21 protein-coding genes are annotated in these 22,215 nt (G+C 28.8%); 13 read left to right on the forward strand and 8 right to left on the reverse strand.

The window, feature by feature from the left end; all coding sequences use genetic code 11:
• Positions 1-56: 56 nt before the first annotated feature.
• A complete protein-coding gene (locus BHAMNSH16_RS09050; RefSeq protein WP_008730762.1) occupies positions 57-1,583 on the reverse strand; it encodes a YifB family Mg chelatase-like AAA ATPase in 1,527 nt (508 codons plus the stop codon).
• 248 nt (positions 1,584-1,831) lie between these two features.
• On the opposite strand from BHAMNSH16_RS09050, the gene citD reads away from it, so the two are divergent.
• The 10 genes from citD (at position 1,832) to BHAMNSH16_RS09100 (ending at position 11,371) form a co-directional block, all read left to right on the forward strand.
• Positions 1,832-2,095: a citrate lyase acyl carrier protein gene (gene citD, locus BHAMNSH16_RS09055; protein ID WP_069731943.1), complete on the forward strand. Its 264-nt coding sequence runs from the start codon at positions 1,832-1,834 to the stop codon at positions 2,093-2,095.
• On the forward strand, positions 2,092-2,991 hold the full coding sequence (locus BHAMNSH16_RS09060) for an HpcH/HpaI aldolase/citrate lyase family protein (RefSeq protein WP_008730759.1): 900 nt from the start codon (positions 2,092-2,094) through the stop codon (positions 2,989-2,991). Before citD ends, BHAMNSH16_RS09060 begins: the two co-directional genes overlap by 4 nt.
• 25 nt (positions 2,992-3,016) lie before the next feature.
• Positions 3,017-4,579 (forward strand): citrate lyase subunit alpha, encoded by a 1,563-nt coding sequence (gene citF, locus BHAMNSH16_RS09065; protein WP_008730756.1) that lies wholly within the window; start codon positions 3,017-3,019, stop codon positions 4,577-4,579.
• A 31-nt stretch (positions 4,580-4,610) separates the two neighbouring features.
• On the forward strand, positions 4,611-5,600 hold the full coding sequence (locus tag BHAMNSH16_RS09070; protein ID WP_008730755.1) for a Bug family tripartite tricarboxylate transporter substrate binding protein: 990 nt from the start codon (positions 4,611-4,613) through the stop codon (positions 5,598-5,600).
• A gap of 90 nt (positions 5,601-5,690) precedes the next feature.
• Positions 5,691-6,161: a tripartite tricarboxylate transporter TctB family protein gene (locus tag BHAMNSH16_RS09075; protein WP_008730752.1), complete on the forward strand. Its 471-nt coding sequence runs from the start codon at positions 5,691-5,693 to the stop codon at positions 6,159-6,161.
• Between the two features lie 22 nt (positions 6,162-6,183).
• The gene (locus BHAMNSH16_RS09080; protein WP_008730749.1) at positions 6,184-7,686 is read left to right on the forward strand and encodes a tripartite tricarboxylate transporter permease; all 1,503 of its coding nucleotides are present in this window, start codon (positions 6,184-6,186) and stop codon (positions 7,684-7,686) included.
• A gap of 127 nt (positions 7,687-7,813) precedes the next feature.
• On the forward strand, positions 7,814-8,143 hold the full coding sequence (locus BHAMNSH16_RS09085; protein WP_008730747.1) for a cupin domain-containing protein: 330 nt from the start codon (positions 7,814-7,816) through the stop codon (positions 8,141-8,143).
• The gene (prmC, locus tag BHAMNSH16_RS09090; protein ID WP_069731944.1) at positions 8,136-9,017 is read left to right on the forward strand and encodes a peptide chain release factor N(5)-glutamine methyltransferase; all 882 of its coding nucleotides are present in this window, start codon (positions 8,136-8,138) and stop codon (positions 9,015-9,017) included. The genes BHAMNSH16_RS09085 and prmC overlap by 8 nt, the downstream gene beginning before the upstream one ends.
• 22 nt (positions 9,018-9,039) lie before the next feature.
• Entirely contained in the window at positions 9,040-9,450 is a 411-nt protein-coding gene (locus BHAMNSH16_RS09095; RefSeq protein WP_008730746.1) for a hypothetical protein, read from the forward strand.
• 205 nt (positions 9,451-9,655) lie between these two features.
• Entirely contained in the window at positions 9,656-11,371 is a 1,716-nt protein-coding gene (locus BHAMNSH16_RS09100; RefSeq protein ID WP_008730744.1) for an amidohydrolase, read from the forward strand.
• Positions 11,372-11,573: 202 nt separating this feature from the next.
• On the opposite strand, the gene BHAMNSH16_RS09105 is transcribed toward BHAMNSH16_RS09100, so the two are convergent.
• From BHAMNSH16_RS09105 to rseP, 7 genes are all read right to left on the reverse strand, one after another.
• Positions 11,574-12,335 (reverse strand): HAD-IIB family hydrolase, encoded by a 762-nt coding sequence (locus tag BHAMNSH16_RS09105; RefSeq protein WP_069731945.1) that lies wholly within the window; start codon positions 12,333-12,335, stop codon positions 11,574-11,576.
• Positions 12,336-12,377: 42 nt separating this feature from the next.
• The gene (locus BHAMNSH16_RS09110; protein WP_008728933.1) at positions 12,378-13,334 is read right to left on the reverse strand and encodes a S66 peptidase family protein; all 957 of its coding nucleotides are present in this window, start codon (positions 13,332-13,334) and stop codon (positions 12,378-12,380) included.
• A gap of 9 nt (positions 13,335-13,343) precedes the next feature.
• Positions 13,344-13,760 carry a secondary thiamine-phosphate synthase enzyme YjbQ gene (locus tag BHAMNSH16_RS09115; RefSeq protein ID WP_008728934.1) on the reverse strand — a complete coding sequence of 139 codons (417 nt, stop codon included), beginning with the start codon at positions 13,758-13,760 and terminating at the stop codon, positions 13,344-13,346.
• A 456-nt stretch (positions 13,761-14,216) separates the two neighbouring features.
• A complete protein-coding gene (locus BHAMNSH16_RS09120) occupies positions 14,217-14,516 on the reverse strand; it encodes a restriction endonuclease (protein ID WP_241033592.1) in 300 nt (99 codons plus the stop codon).
• Between the two features lie 131 nt (positions 14,517-14,647).
• Positions 14,648-14,941 carry a DUF2314 domain-containing protein gene (locus BHAMNSH16_RS09125; RefSeq protein ID WP_008728765.1) on the reverse strand — a complete coding sequence of 98 codons (294 nt, stop codon included), beginning with the start codon at positions 14,939-14,941 and terminating at the stop codon, positions 14,648-14,650.
• Between the two features lie 32 nt (positions 14,942-14,973).
• The gene (locus BHAMNSH16_RS09130) at positions 14,974-17,385 is read right to left on the reverse strand and encodes a TIGR03960 family B12-binding radical SAM protein (RefSeq protein WP_069731946.1); all 2,412 of its coding nucleotides are present in this window, start codon (positions 17,383-17,385) and stop codon (positions 14,974-14,976) included.
• 168 nt (positions 17,386-17,553) lie between these two features.
• Positions 17,554-18,918 (reverse strand): RIP metalloprotease RseP, encoded by a 1,365-nt coding sequence (gene rseP, locus BHAMNSH16_RS09135; RefSeq protein WP_008728767.1) that lies wholly within the window; start codon positions 18,916-18,918, stop codon positions 17,554-17,556.
• Positions 18,919-19,135: 217 nt separating this feature from the next.
• Here rseP and BHAMNSH16_RS14400 point away from each other — a divergent pair, with 217 nt between their 5' ends.
• From BHAMNSH16_RS14400 to BHAMNSH16_RS09150, 3 genes are all read left to right on the forward strand, one after another.
• The gene (locus BHAMNSH16_RS14400) at positions 19,136-19,639 is read left to right on the forward strand and encodes a hypothetical protein (protein ID WP_069731947.1); all 504 of its coding nucleotides are present in this window, start codon (positions 19,136-19,138) and stop codon (positions 19,637-19,639) included.
• A 223-nt stretch (positions 19,640-19,862) separates the two neighbouring features.
• Positions 19,863-21,188: a CHAT domain-containing protein gene (locus tag BHAMNSH16_RS09145; RefSeq protein WP_069731948.1), complete on the forward strand. Its 1,326-nt coding sequence runs from the start codon at positions 19,863-19,865 to the stop codon at positions 21,186-21,188.
• Positions 21,181-22,209 (forward strand): N-acetylmuramoyl-L-alanine amidase, encoded by a 1,029-nt coding sequence (locus tag BHAMNSH16_RS09150; RefSeq protein WP_008728601.1) that lies wholly within the window; start codon positions 21,181-21,183, stop codon positions 22,207-22,209. Before BHAMNSH16_RS09145 ends, BHAMNSH16_RS09150 begins: the two co-directional genes overlap by 8 nt.
• The last annotated feature ends 6 nt before the right edge of the window (positions 22,210-22,215 follow it).

Here is a 22,215-nt window from a genome sequence, read left to right on the forward strand (position 1 = left end):
AGCTTTTAATAAGTTAAGCTCTTTTTTATATAAATATGATTTAATATTTTAAAATTTTAGTTATTAAAATTAAATCTGTACTGCAAAGCCTCTGTTACATGTTCTGCTCCTATAATATCTTTGTCATCTAAGTCTGCTATAGTTCTTGATACTTTCAATATTTTATTGTAGCTTCTTGCACTCATTGAAAATCTTTCCATAGCCATATTAAGTAAATTTTTAGCCTTATCATCTAATATGCAGAACTTTTCAGTATCTTTTATGCCCATAGATGAATTAGAAAATATTTTAAGTCCGTTATCTTTGAATCTTTTCTCCTGTTTTTTTCTAGCCTCAATAACTGTTTTACGCATAGAGGCAGAACTCTCGCCATCGGCTTTTGAAGTCATTTTAGCATACTCAACTGCACGAACTTCTATTGATATGTCTATTCTGTCAAGTATAGGACCTGAAAGTTTAGCTATATATTTTTTTCTAGCTATATCAGAGCATCGGCATGTATGTTTTTCATCTCCGTAATAACCGCAAGGGCATGGATTCATTGCTGCAATTAAAGTAAAATTAGCAGGAAAAGAAATACTTCCATTTGCTCTGCTTATTGTTATAGTTTTTTCTTCCATAGGTTCTCTTAATGTCTGAAGTGCTGAGCTTTGAAACTCTACAAATTCATCAAGAAATAAAACTCCGTTATGTGCCAATGTTATTTCTCCAGCCTTTATATTTCTGCCTCCTCCTACTAAACTTACATAAGAAGAAGTATGATGTGGTATTCTAAACGGGCGTTTTTTTACTATAGGCATGTTTTTTGATAATAGTCCGTAAGAAGAATATATTTTCGTAACCTCAATGGCTTCTTCAAAGGTGAGAGGAGGAAGTATTGTAGGTATTCTTTTTGCTATCAAAGTTTTACCGCATCCGGGAGAGCCTATCATTATAAAATTATGTCCGCCTGCTGCTGCTATCATTGCTGCCCTTTTAGCATATTCTTGACCTTTAACATCTGAAAAATCTATATTTTCATTTTCTTCGCTATTAAAATTAAATTTGCCTTCTGATATAATAGGAGGTCTTTTTCCTTCTATTGTATCTATTGCCTCTTTTAAAGTTTTTACAGGGTATAGATTAATTCCGTCAATAATGTTAGCTTCTTCAATATTATTAAATGGTATTACAGCATTTTTGATACCTAATTCCTTAGCATTTAAAAGCATTGAGAATATTCCTTTCACTTCCCTTACACTTCCGTCAAGAGCCAATTCCCCAAGTATTATAGTTTTATCCATAAAGTCAGAAAAAAATACTTGGGCACTTGATGATAGTATTCCCAAAGCAAATGCCAAATCATACATACTTCCTGTTTTCTTCAAATCAGCAGGGGCTAAATTTATAGTTATTCTTTTCGGAGGGAAAAATCTGTCACTGTTATTTATTGCAGCAATTACTCTCTCTTTTGCCTCATTTACTGCCTGATCCGGTAATCCTACAACATCAAATTTAGGCAAACCCTCAGATATATTAACTTCTATTACAATAGGTATTCCTTCTATTCCGTAAAGAGCTTCTGAATATATTTTTGTATGCATATAAAACTCCATTGTATTAATTCTTATATGCATATAGTTAAACAAATTTTTTTTAATATTTAAGCCTATAATTATAAATATTTTACCATAATTTTACTTTTCTTATATAAAAAGGATAAAAATTTATTTTTTTTAAATTTCTTTAATATAAATAATTTAAAAAATTGACAATATTATTTTTTTGAATATAATATATATTATACTAGTATGATTAGTCGACTAGTATAATTAGTTCTTAAGGATTTTTTATGTCTACTAAAAAAATATCTGATGATGCTGTTATAAATGCCACCATTACAAATACAGGCGGTGTAGTAATCAATATTAATTCTACAGTTAAACATATGTTTTATAATCATATAAAGAAAGCAGTTGAAGAAGTTGTTAATGAAACAGATATAAAAAATATTGTTATAGATGTAGATGACTATGGTGCTTTAGACTTTTGTATAAGGGCAAGGACTAGAATGGCTATTAGAAGGGCTATAAAGAGTTTGGAGGCTGTAAAATGAATAATAAAAAAAATAATCCTTTTGTTAATTGCAGATCATGGTTATTTTCTCCTGCCAGCAATCCAAAATTATTATATAGTGCTGTTGTTTATAAACCAGATGCTATTATATTTGATTTAGAAGATGCTGTTGCGTTAAAAGAAAAAGAAGATGCTAGAGAATTATTAATAGAAGCATTAAAAAGTATTAATTATGGTACAATACCAATTTTTGCCAGAGTAAATTCCATAAAAACTCCATTCGGATTCGATGATATAAAATATTTGGTTCAGGCAGGACTTAAGCATATTCGTCTTCCTATGTGCGATACTCCGGAAGAGATAAAAGAAGTGGATAAATTTTTAACAAAAGTAGAAGAAGAAAATGGAATACCAAAAGGTACAGTTGTAATAGCTGCTGCTTTGGAAACTCCAATAGGTGTATATAATGCTTATAATATAGCAACAGCTTCTGACAGGGTTATAGGAATTTCATTAGGTGCTGAAGATTTCACTAGATGTATGGGTATAGAAAGAACAAAAGAGGAAGAAGAACTAGCTTATGCCAGAGGTAAAATAGTAATGGAAGCTCATGCGGCAGGAGTTGCTTGTGTTGATGGTGTTTATACTAAAATAGATGATATGGAAGGTTTTCAAATACAATGCGAAAAATCTAGAAGTTTAGGTTTTACAGGAAAAGCCTGCATACACCCTGCACAAATACCTTATTTGCATAAAGCATATCTTCCTAAAAAAGAGGATATAGATTATTCGCTAGAAGTTTTAGAAGCTGCTAGTAAAACAGATATCAGTAACGGCGGAGTAATATCATTAAATGGAAAAATGATAGATATTCCTATAATAGAAAAAGCTGAAAAAATTGTGGCATTAGCAAAATCAGCTGGAATGATTAAATGATAATTCTAATTAATAGGAGTAAAAAATGGGTAATAAAATAACTAATTCATTAGGAATAGAATTACCGGAATATATAGAGGGATATGGAAAAGTAAAGCCATTTATGGGGGCTTTTTACTATTATAATAAAGAAAATCAGCAAACACAATCAAGAAGAATAAAGAATCATAAGCCTAATAATAAGAAATTATGCTCTTCTATAAGAGATGCTATAGAAAAAAGCGGGTTAAAAGATGGTATGACTATATCGTTTCACCATCATTTAAGAAACGGCGATGGAATAATAATGCTTGTTGTAGAAGAAATATCAAAGATGGGTATAAAAGATATATCTATATGTACCTCATCATTTACTAATGCCCATGAAGGATTAATAGAATATATAAAAAGCGGAGTAATAACTTCTATAGCAACATCAGGCTTGAGAGGTGAAATAGGAAAAGCGGTATCAAGAGATAATATATTAAAAAAACCTGTTGTATTTAGAACTCATGGCGGAAGGGCAAGAGCTATAGAGGCAGGAGAGGTAAAAATAGATGTAGCTTTTATAGGAGCACCTGCATGCGATGAAGAAGGTAATATGAACGGCAGCGAAGGAAAAAGTGCTTTTGGTGCTATGGGGTATCCTATGATAGATGCTTTATATGCTAATTATGTAGTTGCTATTACTGACAACTTAGTTAAATACCCTTTGCATAGAATATCTATACCTGAAATATATGTAGATTCAGTTGTAGTTGTAGATTCTTTAGGCGATCCTAATTTGATAGCCACAGGAGCTACTAGAATAACTACAAATCCTACAGAACTTCTTATAGCAGAAAAAGCAGCTGAAGTTCTTATAGGATGTGAACTTATAAAAAACGGCTTCTCATTCCAAGCAGGTGCCGGCGGTGCTTCTTTGGCAGTTTGCAGATACTTAAGAGAATATATGATTAATAATAATATAAAAGGCTCTTTTGTATCCGGAGGCATTAATGCTTATCTTTTAAATCTATTTAAAGAGGGCTTGTTTGAAAGTTTATTAGATACTCAGACTTTTGACGGATCCATAGCTAATGCTATAGGCGAGGAAAAAGGATATATAGAGATGTCAGCTTCTATGTATGCCAATCCTAATAATGGAAGCTGTGTTGCTCATAAATTAGATATGATGATGCTTTCTGCTACAGAGATAGATTTGAATTTCAATGTTAACTCTTTAACAGGTTCTAATGGATTGATTATGGGTGCTTTAGGCGGTGCTCCTGATACAGCTGCAGGTGCTAAAGTAACATTAATGACTGTACCATCTATCAGAAAAAGAATGCCTATTATTACTGACAAAGTAACAAATATAGTAACACCGGGAGAAAGTGTAGATATATTGGTATCTGACAGAGGAGTATCTGTTAATCCTAACAGAAAAGATTTAATAGATATTTTTGATAGAAATAATATAAAACATAGAGATATAAGAGATTTATATGAAGAAGTTATCTCTCTCACAGGAGTTCCTGATAAGATTCAATATACTGATAATATAGTCGGAGTAATTGAGTATAGGGATGGAAGTGTAATAGATATAATTTATCAAATTAAGCAATAATTTTTTTTAATAAAATATTAAGGAGTTTAATATGAAAACTTTATTTAAAAGTTTAGTAATGTTAGCTGTTATATTAGTAATGGCTTCATGTAAAGGAGCGGACTCAGCTTCTAATTATCCTAGCGGAAACTTAGATTTTGTAGCTCCGGCAGGTGCAGGCGGCGGATGGGATTTAACTATTAGAACTGTTGGAAAAGTGCTTCAGGACACTAAAATAGTAAAAGTTCCTATGCCTGTAAGAAATGCCCCTGGTGCCGGCGGTGCTGTTCATCTAGGTACTTTGCAAACTAAAAAAGGTGATACAAGGACTATAACTGTTTATTCACCTCCTATCATATTCTTGAATTTGAATGGTACAACAGAATATAGTTTCAGAGATTTAACACCTTTAGCTAATTTAATAGGTGATTATGCTGCATTTGTAGTTAAAGCTGATTCTCCATATAAAACTATTATGGATGTAATGGATGCTCTTAAAGCTGATCCTAAATCAGTAAAAATAGGCGGTACTTCTTCTGCAGGTTCTATGGACCATGTACAATTCTTAATTGTGGCAAGAGCTGCAGGAGTTCCAAATTTGGATCAAATAGACTATATAGCATTTGATGATGATGGTGCTACACAGGTTTTAGGCGGACATATAGATTTATTCTCTACAAGCTTAGCTGATGTTATGGGATTGGTTGAAAGCGGTGATTTAAGAGTTTTAGCACAAACTGCTGACAGAAGAATAGGAACAGGTATAAAAGGAGAAATACCTACTTGTATAGAATCTGGTATAAATGCTACTTTTGTTAACTGGAGAGGATTATTCGGAGCTCCTGAAATGCCTGAATATGCTGTTAATTTCTGGAAAGATGCTTTAGCTAAATTAGTTGAAACTCAGGAATGGAAAGATGCCTGTGCTAATTATGACTGGGATCAATATTATCTTAATTCAGAAGATTTTGTAAAATTGCTAGAACAATCTGAACAGGATTATAAGACAATATTAGAAGATATTGGTATGTTAAAAAAATAATTCTATAGGATATATAAATAATAAAGCTCAATCAATTTTATGAATTTTTGATTGAGCTTTTAAAAACAAATTTTAAATTAGGGAGGAGTTATGACAATAACAACATTGTCATCTATAGTTACCATAGCGGTTGGAGTAGTATATACAATTATGACTTTTCAGCTTCCTGATGCTAGTATAGGAAGAGCTGCAGAACCTAAAATTTTTCCAGCTATACTTGGAATAGCCTTTACATTATTAGGATTAATTTTATTGATAGATGATACTATCAAAAATAGTAAAAAAGATAAAAAAGAAAAAGTACAATTTTCTTTCGGTGATAATGGTAAAAAAATCTTAATTACTATAGTAAATGCCGTTCTTTACGCTGTATTATTCAATGTCATAGGATATGTATTTGCTACAATTATATTCCTTGAGATTGAGCTTTTAATATTCGGAGGAATTAAGGCTTGGAAAGTATCAACTATAGTTGCTGTTTTATTCAGTATTATAGCTTTTTTGATATTTAATGTATTTTTGGGTATTTACTTACCTAGATCACCATTAGGTATAATATAATAAAAAATGGAGAATACTGTTTATGGAAAGTTTTAAATTATTAATGGAAGGTTTTGGCGTAGCTATACAGCCTATGAATATATTGTGGGTAACTATAGGAGGTGTTTTAGGTACTGTTATAGGTATGCTTCCAGGACTTGGACCTGCTACAGGAGTTGCAATATTGCTTCCGCTTACATTTACTATGGGACCTGTTGCTGCACTTATAACTATGGGCGGTGTTTATTATGGTGCTATGTATGGCGGTTCAAGATCATCTATACTTATAAATACGCCGGGTGATGGTGCTGCTGTTGCCGCTACTTTTGACGGATATCCTATGGCACTTCAAGGAAGGGCTGAGCAGGCTTTAGCAATATCTGCTATTGCTTCTTTTATAGGAGGTACAATAGCTACTGTAATAATGGCTTTTGTTGCTGTACCTGTATCTCGTTTTGCTTTAAAATTCGGACCTGCTGAATATTTTATGTTATTCCTATTTGCTCTATCTGCTACAGCTTCTATGTCTGAAGGTAATGCCATAAAAGGATTTATTTCTATGGTATTCGGTCTTATGGTAGCTACTATAGGTACTGACCCTCAGTCTGGTGTTAATAGGTTTACTTTTGGAATATTAGAGCTTCAATCAGGAATAGATTTTCTTATCATCATAATAGCTATGTATGCTTTAGGCGAGGTATTAAAAAGCTTTAAAAATATCGAAGAAGGCAAGAAAAAAATGCAGACTAAATTCGGTCGTATTTGGATTAGTATGGAAGAATGGAAAAGATGTGTATGGCCTATTATAAGAAGTTCGCCTTTTGGATTTATAATAGGTGCTTTGCCTGGAGCCGGCGGTACTATGGCTGCTTTGATGAGTTATAACAATGAAAAACAATTATCTAAACACCCTGAAGAATTTGGTAATGGTGCTATAGAAGGAGTTGCTGCCCCTGAAGCAGCAAACAATGCAGCGTCTGTTGGTGCTATGATACCGATGCTTGCATTAGGAGTTCCTGGTTCTGGTACTACTGCTGTTATGATGGGTGCTTTGCTTATGTTGGGATTGCAGCCTGGTCCTACATTGTTTACTACTCAAACTACTGTTGTATGGGGACTTATTGCTAGTATGTTCATTGGTAACATAATACTTGCAGTAGTTAATATACCATTGGCAGGACTTTTAGTAAGAGTATTGGCTATACCTCCTAAAATATTGTATCCTATAGTATTGGGATTAACTTTTATAGGTACTTATGCTATAAGCTATACTACTCATGATTTCTATGTATTAATAATATTCGGACTTATAGGTTTCTTAATGTCTAAAGCTAAAATTCCTAGCAGTCCTATGGTATTAGCTGTTATAATAGGAAATAGTATGGAGCAGTATTTCAGAAGAGCATATAAAGTTGCTGACGGAGATATGTCTATATTTATTAAATCTCCTATATGTATTGTATTATTAATATTGACTATAGCTTCTATATTGTATCCTATAATAAAAATCATTATGGAAAAAAGCAAAAAAGCTAAAGAAAATTAACTTAATTAATATTCCTTATATTTTAGGCTGGGCTTTATATATTATAAGTCCGGCCTTTTTTATTTATATATATTTTTTATTAAGATTATTATATAATAGTTAATAACTTATAAAAGGAATGATAAGAATGTATCAAGATTTTAATAAAACACATTTACAAAATTTAGGAAATGGACTTAAAAGAAGAATATTAGCATATTCTGATAATATCATGACAGTTTACATGGAATTTGATGAAGGAGCTGAAGCAGAAACTCATTCTCACAATGAACATGAACAAATTACATATATTATAGATGGAGAGTTTGAGTTTACAGTTAATGGCGAAGAATATTTATGCAAATCAGGTGATAGTCTGCATTTTGCTAAAAACATGAGTCATGGATGTAAATGCATTAAGAAAGGAAAACTTTTAGATACTTTTACACCTAAGAGAGATGATTTTTTAAATGGTTAATTTAAATATAAATCAAGCAGTAATCAATTATGCTAAACAATTAGAAAAAATTAATGATAATTATAAAGTGTCCTACATTGAGGCACAAACTATTATAATGCATTCTTTAAATATAAGTAAAATAAAATTAATATCCGAAGGGCTTAGAGAATTAACTGAAGAAGAAATAAATATAATAGATAGTTTTATAAAAAGAAGATTAAATTATGAGCCTTTATCATATATTACAAATAAAAAAGAGTTTTATGGTTTTTGTTTTTATGTTGATAATAATGTGCTTATACCGAGACCCGAAACTGAAGAGCTTATCGACTTTGTATTAGATTATACAAATGATAAGGATAATATTTCAATATGCGATATTGGTTCAGGAAGCGGGAATATACCCATAACATTAAAAAAATTATTTTTAGAGCAGAATAAAAACATTGATATTACAGCTATTGAAATAAGTAATGATGCTTTTGAAGTTATAAAGAAAAATACTTTAAATATATTAGGAGATGAAAAAATTATAAATATAATAAATGCAGATGCTTTAGAGTTTATACCTAAAAATAAATTTGATATAATAGTTTCAAATGCTCCTTATGTAGCTTTAAAAGATAAAGATTCACTTCAAAAAGATTTGGAGTTTGAACCTCAAAATGCATTGTATTCCGGATATGATGGGCTTGATTTTTATAAAAGTTTTTTAAGTATTATTGATAGATATTTAAAAGAGAATGGAGCTTTCTTTTTTGAAATAGGATATGATCAGGGAGAGGCATTGATTAATATATGCAATTCTCTTGATATAAAAAATGTATTGGTAAAAAAAGATTTAAGCGGAAAAGACAGATTTCTTGTTTGTTATAATATAAAGAACTCTTAATTTAAGTTTTAAGGAGAAGAATATGCAGTATGTTAAATTTGGAAGCAGGAGAGGCGAGCATGGGGATATTAAACTTTTGGATATATTTTATAGACATAATATTGTATTTGCTGAAGTGAAAGCTGGGGCAGAAAAAGTAAAAGAGAAAAAGTTTTTAAAAGGTACTAAGATAATGATAGCAGATGGTTTAACTGCTGTTGCCGTTGCTGAGGCTTTAACTGATTCTGATTCTCTTGATAATTTTAATATTAAATTCAATAAAAATGAAATTGAGAGAGTTAATATTTCTGATTGGGTAATAGCTGCTAAAGTTAAAATATATAAATTAAAAGAAGAAGATTATTTTCCAACTACAATAGGTAAATTCTATCATATAAAAAATAAAGAAAAAATTAAATTAATAGATGAATTATTAGAAAAATATTCAAATTAATATTCGCAATATATATTTAATATTAGCTAAAAAAATAATTTTTAGTTTATTTAATTATTTTTCATCTTCTACAAAACTATATAAAAATTAAATTTTTTTAATAAAAATTCAAAAAAATTATATGTATCCATATTGTATATAGTATTCAATTAATATAAAATTATACTTCATTTTAAAAAATTTAATTTAAAGGAGTTTACAAAAAGTGAACAAAAAAACATTATTACCAATCATTTTACTAATTTTATCTTTTATTGTAATCGGTTGCAATGGCAGCAGTAAATATGCTGATACTGTAATAACCGGTACAATATACACATCTGAAACTAATCAGAAAATAGTAAATGCTATTGCCATTAAAGATGGTGTATATCAATATGTTGGAGATGAAGAAGGAGTAAAAGAGTTTATAGGTGATAATACCGAAGTTATTAATTTAGAAAGCGGTATGGCAATGCCTAGTTTTTTTGAAGCTCATGCTCACACAGCCAAAGGCGGACTTTTAAGATTATATCAGGTACAGTTATATTCTGGTAAATCTGTAGATGATTATGCTAATAATATTATGGATTTCTATGAAAAAAATAAGAATGTAACAGTTTTGAGAGGAAGGGGATGGAATAATGGATATGTTCCAGCAAATGGTCCTACAAAAGATGTTCTTGATAGTATAACAACAGAAATACCTATAGTGATGACTTCGGAAGATGGTCATGCTGTATGGGTTAATTCAAAGGCTATGGAAGTAGCTGGAGTAGATGCTAATACTTTGGATGTTGAAGGCGGAGTAATAGAAAGAGATCCTGTTACTAAAGAACCTACAGGAACATTCAGAGAAAAAGCAGCAGATTTAATTACTAAAAAAATTCCAGATTTTGGAGTAGATGAATACAAAAATGCAATACTATCATATCAAGATGAAGTATTGGCGTATGGAATCACATCTGTTTTTGAACCGGGTATTAATACAGTTGGACCTTCTGATAACTTTTTTATAGCTTTAAATGAACTTGATAAAAATAATGAATTAAAATTAAATTTCTTTGTTGGTTACAGCTTGTATAATACAGATAACTATAAAGAAAAATTTGATAAAATATCTCAGCTTAGAAAAGATGTAAACGGTAATAAATTTAAAATGACAACTTTGAAAATATTTGCAGACGGAGTAATAGAGGGTAAAACAGCTTATTTACTTGATGATTATGCATCAGACAGCGGATTTAAAGGTTATAAACTTTGGGAGCAAGATTCTTTAAATGATGTATATCTTAATGCTCAAGAGTTAGGTCTTCAAATACATGTTCATTCTATAGGAGATGCAGCTGCAAAACAAGTTATATATGCATTTGAGTATTTAAAAGATAGCACAGGAGAAACTAATAAAAGACATGCTATAACTCATTTACAGTTAGTCAGTAAAGATGATATAAAAAGAATGGGAGAATTAAATATAGTTGCTGTTACAAATCCTTATTGGTTTTTTAAAGAAGATGGATATTATTATGAATTGGAAGTTCCTTATTTAGGAGAAGAAAGAGCTAGTAAAGAATATCCTATGAAAGACTTATTTGATGCTGGCTGTGTAGTATCACTTGCAAGCGATTATCCGGTAACAATATCTCCAAAACCTTTAGATGCAATACAGTTTGCTTCTACAAGAATGAATTTAGAAGGCGAGACTGAATCATTGCTTGGGGCAGATCAAATAGTAAGTGTTGAGCAAATGATGGACTCTGCAACAATAAATGGTGCTTATCAGAATTTTGCTGAAGATACTTTAGGTTCTATAAAACTAGGAAAGAAAGCAGATTTTATAATATTGGATCAAAATATACTTGAGATAGTTCCTACAGATATTACTAAGACTAAGGTGTTAAAAACTTATGCAGATGGAAAATTAGTTTATCAGGCAGAATAATATATTTTAATTCAATAAAAAACCCCGTTTTATTTATTAAAATAATTCGGGGTTATTCTTTTTTTCATTTTAATTTATCAAATAAACTTACTATACCTCTATAATCAGACCTATTATACAAAATATTTCTTAATGTTTATTATATAGATGTACTTTATTTGTTTATTTAGTTATATCATAATGTAGTATTAGAATAAATATCTTATAACTCTTTATAAATAATATCAGAAATAAAATTAAAATATTTATTTGTTATAGATTTTATTCCTTTATTAGCATTAATCTGAGCATAACCATCATATTCTTTTATCATTTCTATATCGTTGTTGGAATCGCCTGCAGTTATTATTTTTTCTATATTATTATTTTTATTTAATAGTCTATATACAAAATTAACTCCATTCGCTTTATTAACTGTATTCTTTACTATATCAATAGTTCTAATATTAGCATAAGCTGTTACTTCGTTAAATTCTTTATTAATAATATTTGCTGTAATTTCAGTAGTTTCAGCATTAGGAGTCATTTTATTTATTTGTATAATATTTTTGACAGTTTCTATTTTTTCTATATCAATCTTTTTATCAACTCTGAAAGGAAGTATATCATTTCCATCTTTTGATTTTACAGATATTAAATAATTATCATTTACTATTTCTACTGTACCTGCGAATTTTTCATGCAGAAATCTTATTACCTTATATGACACTTCATCATCAAAAGCATCTTTAAATATCATTTCTTTTTTATTATTGAATACTAAAGCTCCGTTATTGGCTATCAAATAATCGAATTCTAATCCATGCCTTTCAATATGTTCAAATATAGAAAATTTATTTCTTCCTGTTGCAATAGTAAATATGTTTCCAGCTTCTCTCCATTTTTTTACAGCATCAAAAACACTTTCATCAATTTTTTCATAAATATAAATAGTCATATCATAATCGCTAAAAAACAATTTCATAATAACTCTCTTATTTCTATTTAAATTTTTTATTGTTCTTTTTTAAATCAACACATTTTCTAATGTTTCAAAACTTTTATTTTCAGCATCAATTTTTACCATAGCACCATGTGCAATAGTGAGTTTAGTTTTGCCATGTCCGCATTTTACATTTGTAAGTACAGGTATATTTAAATTGCTGAATCTTTCTATTATGGTTTCTTTGGTAGTTATAAATCCTGTTTCTTTTTCTCCTTCAAGCAAATCGCAGTTTTCAAAATCCCCAACTACAATTCCTTTTATAGATTTGCCTATTTCTTTTGAATTAAATATAGTAGAGATAATCCTATCAATCTTATAAGGTTTTTCATCTACTTCTTCTATATATAAAATATAATCTTTATTTAATTTCGGAAAATACTCTGTGCCGAAACTAGACATCATTACAATGAAGTTTCCTCCTATTAATATTCCTTCTGCTTTTCCATCATTTCCATAGGATATGCTTTCAAACTCTGAGCCGTCAGGATTTTTATAAATTATTTTTTCTTTACTTTCTAAAACATCAAACATATTATTCAATGAGGCTTCATCAAATGATTTTCCTTTTATCATATCTATGCTTACCATTGGCGCATGAAAAGTAATGAGTTTTGTTTTTTCATAAAAAGCCAAATGAAAAGAAGTTATATCACTGTAGCCTGCAAATATTTTATTATTACTTTTTATAACATCGTAATTTAATTTATCGAGTATTCTAACTGCACCGTAGCCGCCTCTTGAACATATTATTGCATCAACTTTATCGTCTTTAAAGAAATTATTTAAATCTTCAGCCCTTGCCTCATCATTTCCGCCGTATCCATTATAATTATCAAATACATGTTTTGATAATTTTATCTTGTATCCTCTGCTTTCTAAATATTCTATTCCTTCATACAGTTTATCTTTCGGACATGCACTTGATGGTGTTATTATTCCTATAGTATTTCCTTTTTCTAATTTTTTGGGCTTTATCATAAAGTTAATTTATTCTCCTATAATTTTTATCAATACTCTTTTCACTCTTTTTCCGTCATATTCTCCGTAGAAAATCTGCTCCCAAGTTCCGAAATCAAGTTTGCCGTCTGTAATAGCCACTACAACTTCTCTTCCCATTAATTGTCTTTTCATATGAGCATCTGCATTATCTTCATATCCATTATGATTATATTGACTATGAGGTTTTTCCGGAGCTAATTTTTCTAGCCATACTTCAAAATCCTGATGAAGTCCGCTTTCATCATCATTTATAAATACGCTTGCTGTTATATTCATAGCATTGCATAAAACAAGTCCTTCTTTAATACCGCTTTCATTTAGGCATTTCTGAACTTCTGGGGTAATATTTATGTATCCTCTTCTTTTTGGATAATTTATTTCTAAAACTTTTCTGTAAGATTTCATAGTGATTTTCTCCATTAGATTAATATTTATACTATAATATAATAAAACTTTGATATTGACAAGTGAAACATTATGCATAATAAAAATATTTAATATAACTATAAAAAAATAGTTCATATTTAAAATGATACCATTGTTTTTTTATTGTAATTTTTGCGGCATTATTTTCACGCACGGTGAGCAAAGCTAAAAATATAAATTTAATTATCAATTCAATTTGAATTATATATAAAAATGCATTCACCGTGCGGTATATGTGTTATAAATTTAAATAAATCTTGTGCGGGCATGCTTTTATAATTTAAGCTTTTAATATAAATAAAATTTTTGATTGTATTAAAGCTATAAATTCTAAAGGGTGGGGTTAAAAATAAATCAAAAAAGTAAAATTTTATTTTAGATTATATTAAAAAAAATTATATCAGCTTTTTTAACGAAAACTTGAAAAAATAAAATTCATATTATCACATCGTAAATATTTCTAGTTTCAAGAACTTTTACTCCAACTTCATATTCACGCATATATTTAGAAAGTCTGTATCCGTTTATCAGAATTATTTTTACATCTTTTAATTCTTCTACAACCTTCTTAGCCTGAGTAGTATAATCTGAAGCAGTTATAAAAATTCCTCTGTTTATGCCATTAACATTTTTAAGCCCATGAGCGAATTTTGTTATTTCAGTATCATTAACTTTACTATTTTCTTTATAGCATTTGCATTGTACACCTATAATGTCAAAACCGAATTTATCCATAGTAAGAGTACCATCAATTCCTCTGTCTCCGCTTCTGCCTTCTTCTAATTAGTAAGAATAGTTTTTATAATATCTAATTTTATACTTCGTCATTATTTTTTATTGATTTATTTTATAAAACTTTGATAAACTTAAAAATTTAAGTTTATATCAATTATATTTTCAGTTTTAAAAACTATCTTATCGCCGCATTTTACACTTTTCAAACAATAAGGATCATTGTCTAATATACCTGTAAAATTATCACCATTTATATTTGTAATTTTTACCCACATTCTCTCAGGTACAGCATTTTCTTCAGTGAAAATTAATTTAACATAATCATCAGGTTTTAAAGAATTAATTTCTTCTTTAGAAGGAATTTTAAAAGTGTCCGGATACTCTTTATTTAATTCAAATGCATTTTCTAAATAGTATTTAATCATAATAAAAAAACTCCTAAAACAATATTTGTTAGCTATACAAGTTCTAATTTTCTAATATTTTTTATATTAATATCATTTTTTGAAAGATAGCTTTTTATGTCACGTATCCTTATAGCTTTTTCGCTGCTCTCTAAAAGTGTTATAAGCAAATCATTATCTTTATTTATAATTAAATAATCGCCTTTTCTCTCTTCGCTTGATTTCAAATCTTCTTTGTTTAAAAGTATATCAAAAGCCTTTTTATCATCGCTTGTTATAATTTTATAAACTGTATTCTTTGGAAGAGACTGTATATTTTTAGCATTTGTAGGAGTAGAAATGGCACTCATTATTTCTATGCCTATATGAGAAAGCAGATTATTAATTTTGTTTTTTAATAACTCTATATCTACTAAATCAGTTAAACTCACTTCCATATACTCTGCCTCACTCTCACATGCAAAAGGAGTTGGCGGAGTGAATACCACTTTTTCTAATGGGTGAAAACCTTTGCTTAATGATATGCTAGCACCTGCTATTTTTAAAGCACATATCATCACACGAGATAAATCATGCATTCCTAATAATGAAGATATACCCTCTTTTTTGAACTTCATAAATACTTTATAATTTACAGCAAATATATCTCGTTTTTTTAATGTTTTTAATTCTTCAACCATTTGAGTGAAGTTTGTATTTAAAACTTCTTTTTTATATTTGTGGCAGTATTTTTTATAGTCTATGCCGCAGTTTTGACAATTACCTGTAAAGCAGTAGTCTGTAAACTTACCATTTTGAAATCTCTCATATTCTTTATCAAAAAACTTCTGACTTACAAGAGTATAAATACATTTCCAAGGCATATTTATTTTTCTGCTTAATAATTCTTTTATAGTATATCCGCTTTCTTCTATTACTTCTTTCCAAGCATCATAATTAAAATGTTCTACCCAAGCATCAAATCTTACACCTTTTTTATATGCTTTGTAAATAATATCACCTATTTTTTCATCGCCTCTTGATATTATTCCTTCAATTTCTGCCATTCTTGGAGGGTGATATTTTATAGCAACCTTTGTACCTCTAAAATGATCTCTCACCTTTCCTATATAAGTAATAGCTTCTTCATCAGTAAGCTGATTATTATTTTCTAAAGGCGTATGAGGCTTTGGTATAAATACATTAATAGCTGCATTGATTTTTACTTTGTTTTTTGACACTTTAATCATCTTTTCAAGTGCTTCTATTATCTCATCGGCTTCTTTGTCTGGATTATCAGTAAAGCCTATCATAAAATATATCTTTACTATCTTCCAGCCCATTTTCTGAACATCAGCAAGTATATTGTATATGGCCTCTTCATCCATTTCTTTATTAATCTTTTCTCTTAATTCATGGCTTCCTACTTCTAATGCAAATGTAAGTCCAGTTTTTCTAAACTGTGCTATTCTATTTGCAGTGTCTTTATCAAATGAATCTATTCTAAGAGAAGGAAGCGACAAAGAAAATCCCTTATGCTCTCCAAGTGTCTGAAGATATTCTATCAAATCAGCAATATGAGGATAATCATCAGCAGAAAGCGAAAATAAATTAAGTGTACTAGCTCCTGTGGCTTCTAATGATTCCATAGATATATCTACAATTTTTTCTATAGTGCGGTTTCTCACAGGTCTATAAGTAATTCCTGCTAAACAGAATCTGCAGCTATGAGTACAGCCTCTAGCTATTTCAACGGATATTCTGTTTTGTATGCCCTCTACAAGAGGAACTAAAGGCTTTTTAACATAAGGCATATCATTAATGTTTTCAACAAATATTCTTTTAACATTCTCTCTTGGGTATTTAGGAACATAGGCATACTCAAGTTTTGAAAGCTCTTTTAATATATCATCTCTTTTAGCACCGTTTTTTTTGAGATTATAAATTATATCAACAAAGTTCTTCATCTCAATATCAAACTCGCCGAATAAAAACACATCAATAAAATCAGCCAAAGGAAAAGGATTAAATACACTAGGTCCTCCTGCCGCTATTATAGGTACATCTTCTCCTCTATCATATCTGTGTATAGGTATTTGGCTTAGTTCAAGTACCTGAAGTATATTTGTATATATAAGCTCATACTGCAAAGTAAATCCCAAAACATCAGCGTCTTTTACTCTGCTGAAAGTCTCCAAAGTATAAAGAGGTATATTTTTCTCTCTTAAAAGTTTTTCAAAGTCTTCAGCAACAGCATATACTCTCTCACATGATGCATACTCAATAGAATTGATAACCTCATAAAGTATAGAAAGTCCTAAATTACTTATTGCTATTTCATACATATCCGCAAAGCACATAACAAATTTAAAAGGCATATTTGGTTTTATTATAGCATTTATCTCACCGCCTAAATATCTAGTTGGTTTTATTATATCATCGCTTTTTACAAGTTCTAATATTTCATTTTTTAAATTTTCGCTCATTTTATTATAATTATCCTAATTATTTTTTTGAATTAGTATTATATAGTAAAGTTTGTCATTATACAAATATAAGTATTGAATTATTCAATTAATTGTTTTTTAATTAAAATTATAAAAAAGAGGTCTGCTAAAAAACAAACCTCTTATTATATTTTTATTATCTAAATATTATCTGAATAACTGTGTTATATCATTTATAGTTATAAATATCGCAAGTGTTATTAAAAATGCGGCTCCTATTGCCTGTATTTTAGTTAATACTTTTCTGTCTATAGGTCTTCTCATTATAAGCTCTATAAATGAAAATACTATCATACCTCCGTCTACTACTGGAAGAGGAAGAAGATTCATTAAGAAAAGTATTAAACTTATAGTAGCAGTAAATGAAAGTATTGTTCTAAGTCTATACTCTATATCAACAGAAATAACCTGAGATGAAATCTGTATAATTCTTACAGGTCCTCCCAAATTCTCACGAACTGATAATTTTCCTGTGAATAATAATTTCAAACCATTAATGTATGATATAATATAATTACCTGTTTCTTTGAAAGCTTCCGGTATAGATTTTGGAAAAGGTATTCCTGCAACTTTTTCAACTCTCATAGGTGTGCTGTCAAACTCTATTCCCAAACTTCCGTAAGTGCCTATAGCTTTTGAAGTTATAGGTCTTGGTATAGCCTCTCTTGTAATCTCCTCACCATTTCTTATTACAGTGATATTAATTTTCTGAGAGGCATTATCCATAACTATAGGTCTGAAATCTGCTATATTATTGGCATTCATTCCATTAATAGATATTATTTTATCTCCAGCCATAAGCCCCGCCTCAGAAGCAGCAGAATCAGCAATTACATTTTTTATTATTAGGTCATTTCCAAAGTATAAACCTAATGACCTCTCTCCGCTTAAAGCCTTTAACATCTCAACAGAAGGTATTGTAATGTTTAAAGTTTCTTCGCCTCTGTTTAATGTGAAAGTTATATTTTCAGCAGCCTTTTGTATTGCCTCATCATTTATAGTTTTTAATATATCATTATCTGATTCTACTTTTACCCCATTTATAGCTGTAATAGTATCCCCACTTTGCAAACCATATTCATAAGCTAATGTTATGCCTGATTTTGAATGCATATATCTTCCGTCTTTAAATACTGATACTGTAGGTGAATATAAATCTATTTTTGAAGGAAGAGACACCAATATTGTAAGAAGCAAAAAGGCAAATAAATAGTTAAAGAAAGGACCTGCAAAATAAACTATTATTCTTTTTAAAGGCGACATATTAAGAAAATCGCCTTCTTCTACTTTTCCGTCCTCTGCAATTTCACCTTTGAACTTACAGTATCCTCCGAAAGGAATGATTGAAAATCTGAAATCTATTCCTTTAATTTCTTTTTTAAAAAGTATAGGACCGAAACCTATAGAGAAAGCCTCAGCCTTTATTCCAACTGCTAAGCCTGCAAGCAAATGTCCCATTTCATGAACAAATACTAATACGCTCAGTAATATAATAGCACCTATCCAACTCAAATTTAACCTCCTAAATTTATTATAAATTTTATATACTTATTAATAATAATTACTAATAAGTATATATTTAATATAAATTTATTTCAATATGTTTTTATAAAATTATTAACATAATATATTATAATTTAATAATTTACAATAGTTTTACATTATGTGTTTTTTAAATATAACAAAAAGTATTGACAAAAGATATTAAATTTGTTAAATTTTTTTATATATGAAGAAATTATTAATTATACTATTATCAGCATGCCTATTTATATACGGATGTAATTATAAAGCATTAAATCCTGTAAGTACGAATACTTCAAGTGAAAATACCGAAAATTCAGAAGATAATCAGGATACTAATGCAGTTACTAAAGTTATGTATTTTAAGTTTAAAGTATCAGGAAAATCTTCTAATAAAAAATTTAAAGTTTCAAATGAAGATATTTATCCTAGAGAAGTAAGCATACAAAATTATTATAATAATATGACATATACTTATACAGGAAAATGGGGTGATCCCGGTTATGTTGCTATTTATTATTTTTGTGATGACAAAATAGGAAACAGTATGAGTATTCCTTTTTATGTAGGAGATTCTAAATTACAAGTATCATACAATGATAAAAATACAGAGATAACTTTTAATGGATATATTTGGATTCTAAATTCTGGAAAAGGCTTTTGTAGAAATGATTTCTCCGTTACTATACCTATAAGTAATTTTGATTAAAACAAATATAATAATACTGCTTTAATATCTATAGTTTTATATCCGGATAATTATACATACAAATGTACATTTGACGGATTTGAGGCAAAATAATTTATTTTTGTTTATATCTTCTTATATTATCCGATCATAATTATTTACAAAGATTTTATTTGATTATATAGAAAATTACTGTATAATAAATAATTATTGTTTGTACTTAAAAAAGAAGATATTTAATTAAATGGCATATAAATCATATATTATAACTCAAAATAGAGAATACTTTTTATCTCATAGCATAGAATATATTTCTTTAAAAAATACTTCTGTAAAAAAGATTTTGAAAGCTATTAAAAAAGATGAAAGTTATATAAATATATTTTTATATGATAATGAAAAAAATAAATTATATGGTTATTATGAAATTGATTTAAATAATAAAAATAATGAAACATCAAGCAAAGACTATACAAATATTTATATAACTGATAATTATAAAAGAAGGCGAGGAATATATTATAAGTTAGAAGATAAGTATTCAGATTTTGCAATATATGAAATAGATTCTAAGACATTTTCCAAATTAAGAGATAGATTAATACTTTTAAATGATAATATTTCGCAGACATTTTTTTCATGTTCTATAAATGATAATATTTTCAAATATCAATCTGTAGAAACATATCCTTCTCTTTATGTGGCAGAATACGAAAAGCATTTTGATAATAAGGCTTATGAAAGTATATATAACGAATATCTTCGTTTATTAAAATATTCAAATAGCGAAAATAATAGTATAGACAGATATATAGAACTTGGAAGTTATTTAATGAATATGCTCTTTCCAGAAAAAGATTTCAGAGAACATTTGCTTGATGGATTTAGAATAGTTTATCTTAATCTTGACAATAAAGCATACAGCATTCCTTGGGATATACTTTCTTTTAATGGTAAATTTTTATCCGAAAATATAATTTTTTCATATAATAATGCATCTAATGTTTTGCATAATAAGAAAATTGACAATAAAAAATTAAAGATGGCTATTATTTCAATACCAAATGAAGATATTGTATATGATAAACAAGAGATAGATTCTATTTTGTCATTGCAAAATAATATAAAAAATATAGAAATAGATTTATATAAAAAAGAGCATAATTATTTTGAGTTTGTTAAAATATTGGAAAGTTATGATATAGTGCATATTATCACTCATGGATATAAGGACGGAATAAAATTGAGTGAGGATTATATACTAAATTCGGTAGCGGCATTACAAAATCCTCCTTCACTTATTTTTATTAATGCATGCAATATGGAAGAAGCTGATAACAAATTAACAAAATCACTTCTTTCTTCTGGGGTAAGCACAGTAATATCCGGTATTGGTTCTTTAGCCGATGGTATGTATTTAGATTTTATTTACAGTTTTTATAGTAATTTACTTCATAGGCATGCTAGAATAAATACAGCACAGGCATATTATTTTGCTTATGTAGAAGTTAAAGAATTCTATAAAGGGTTTATACGATATAGATTTAATGGAGTTCCTGTATATGTTTAAATTTATCAGATTTATTTATTTATTGGTAATAATAATAGCATTTACATCTTGTAATGATGAGAATATAACACCTATAAGAACTAGGAAAATAGCTCCTAAGGTTTCAAGTGCTTTTAAATCTCCTGCATATAATTTAAGAATAAAATATATTATACTTCATTATACCGCTTTAAATGATGATTTATCTTTTAAGGTATTAACTGATCCGGGTGTATCTGCACATTATCTTATAACTACAAAAAAAGATGAGCCTATATATAAACTTGTTGATGATAATGACAGAGCTTGGCATGCGGGGGTTACTATGTTTGATAACAGACTTACTATGAATGATACTTCTATTGGTATAGAAATAGTAAATTTAGGATTTCTAAGAAAGGTTACAAATACTTATGAAGATTTAAGAAGAATGACAAAAAAACAAAGAGAAGATTTATTTTTTATTCCTTATGATGAGTATATAGAATTTGAGGAGAGCCAGATAGAAAAGGTGGCATATTTGCTTAAAGAGTTAACAGAGAAATATGGAATAAAGCCTTATAATATATTGGGGCATTCGGATATAGCTCCATATAGGAAAAAAGACCCAGGACCTAAATTCCCATGGAAAAGACTTCATGATGAATATAATTTAGGTATGTGGTATGATGAGTATGATTACAGCAACTTTTTAAATGATAATGAATATAGAAAAGCAAAAGTAATGGATATAAAAGAAGAGTTTATAAAATACGGATATACAAGTATGCCTACAAATAATGTTTGGGATTTTGATTCCAGAAAGGTGCTTTATGCTTTTCAATGTCATTTCCGACCTGAAAAAATAGATGGAAATATTGATAATGAAACTTATGCTGTTATTAGAGCTTTAAATCTTAAAGTTAAGAAGATTAATGAAATGGAAGAGCGTTCTAAAGCTAATAACTTCCTTACTAATACATTCTTTACTAATATATTTATAAGCAATAACATAATAAACACAAATTGGAGTTACAATACAAATACTTCATTAAGGAAATAGGATTAT

Origin of the sequence: Brachyspira hampsonii (assembly GCF_002214805.1) — a bacterium.
In the GTDB taxonomy this organism is placed as follows: Bacteria; Spirochaetota; Brachyspiria; order Brachyspirales; family Brachyspiraceae; genus Brachyspira; species Brachyspira hampsonii.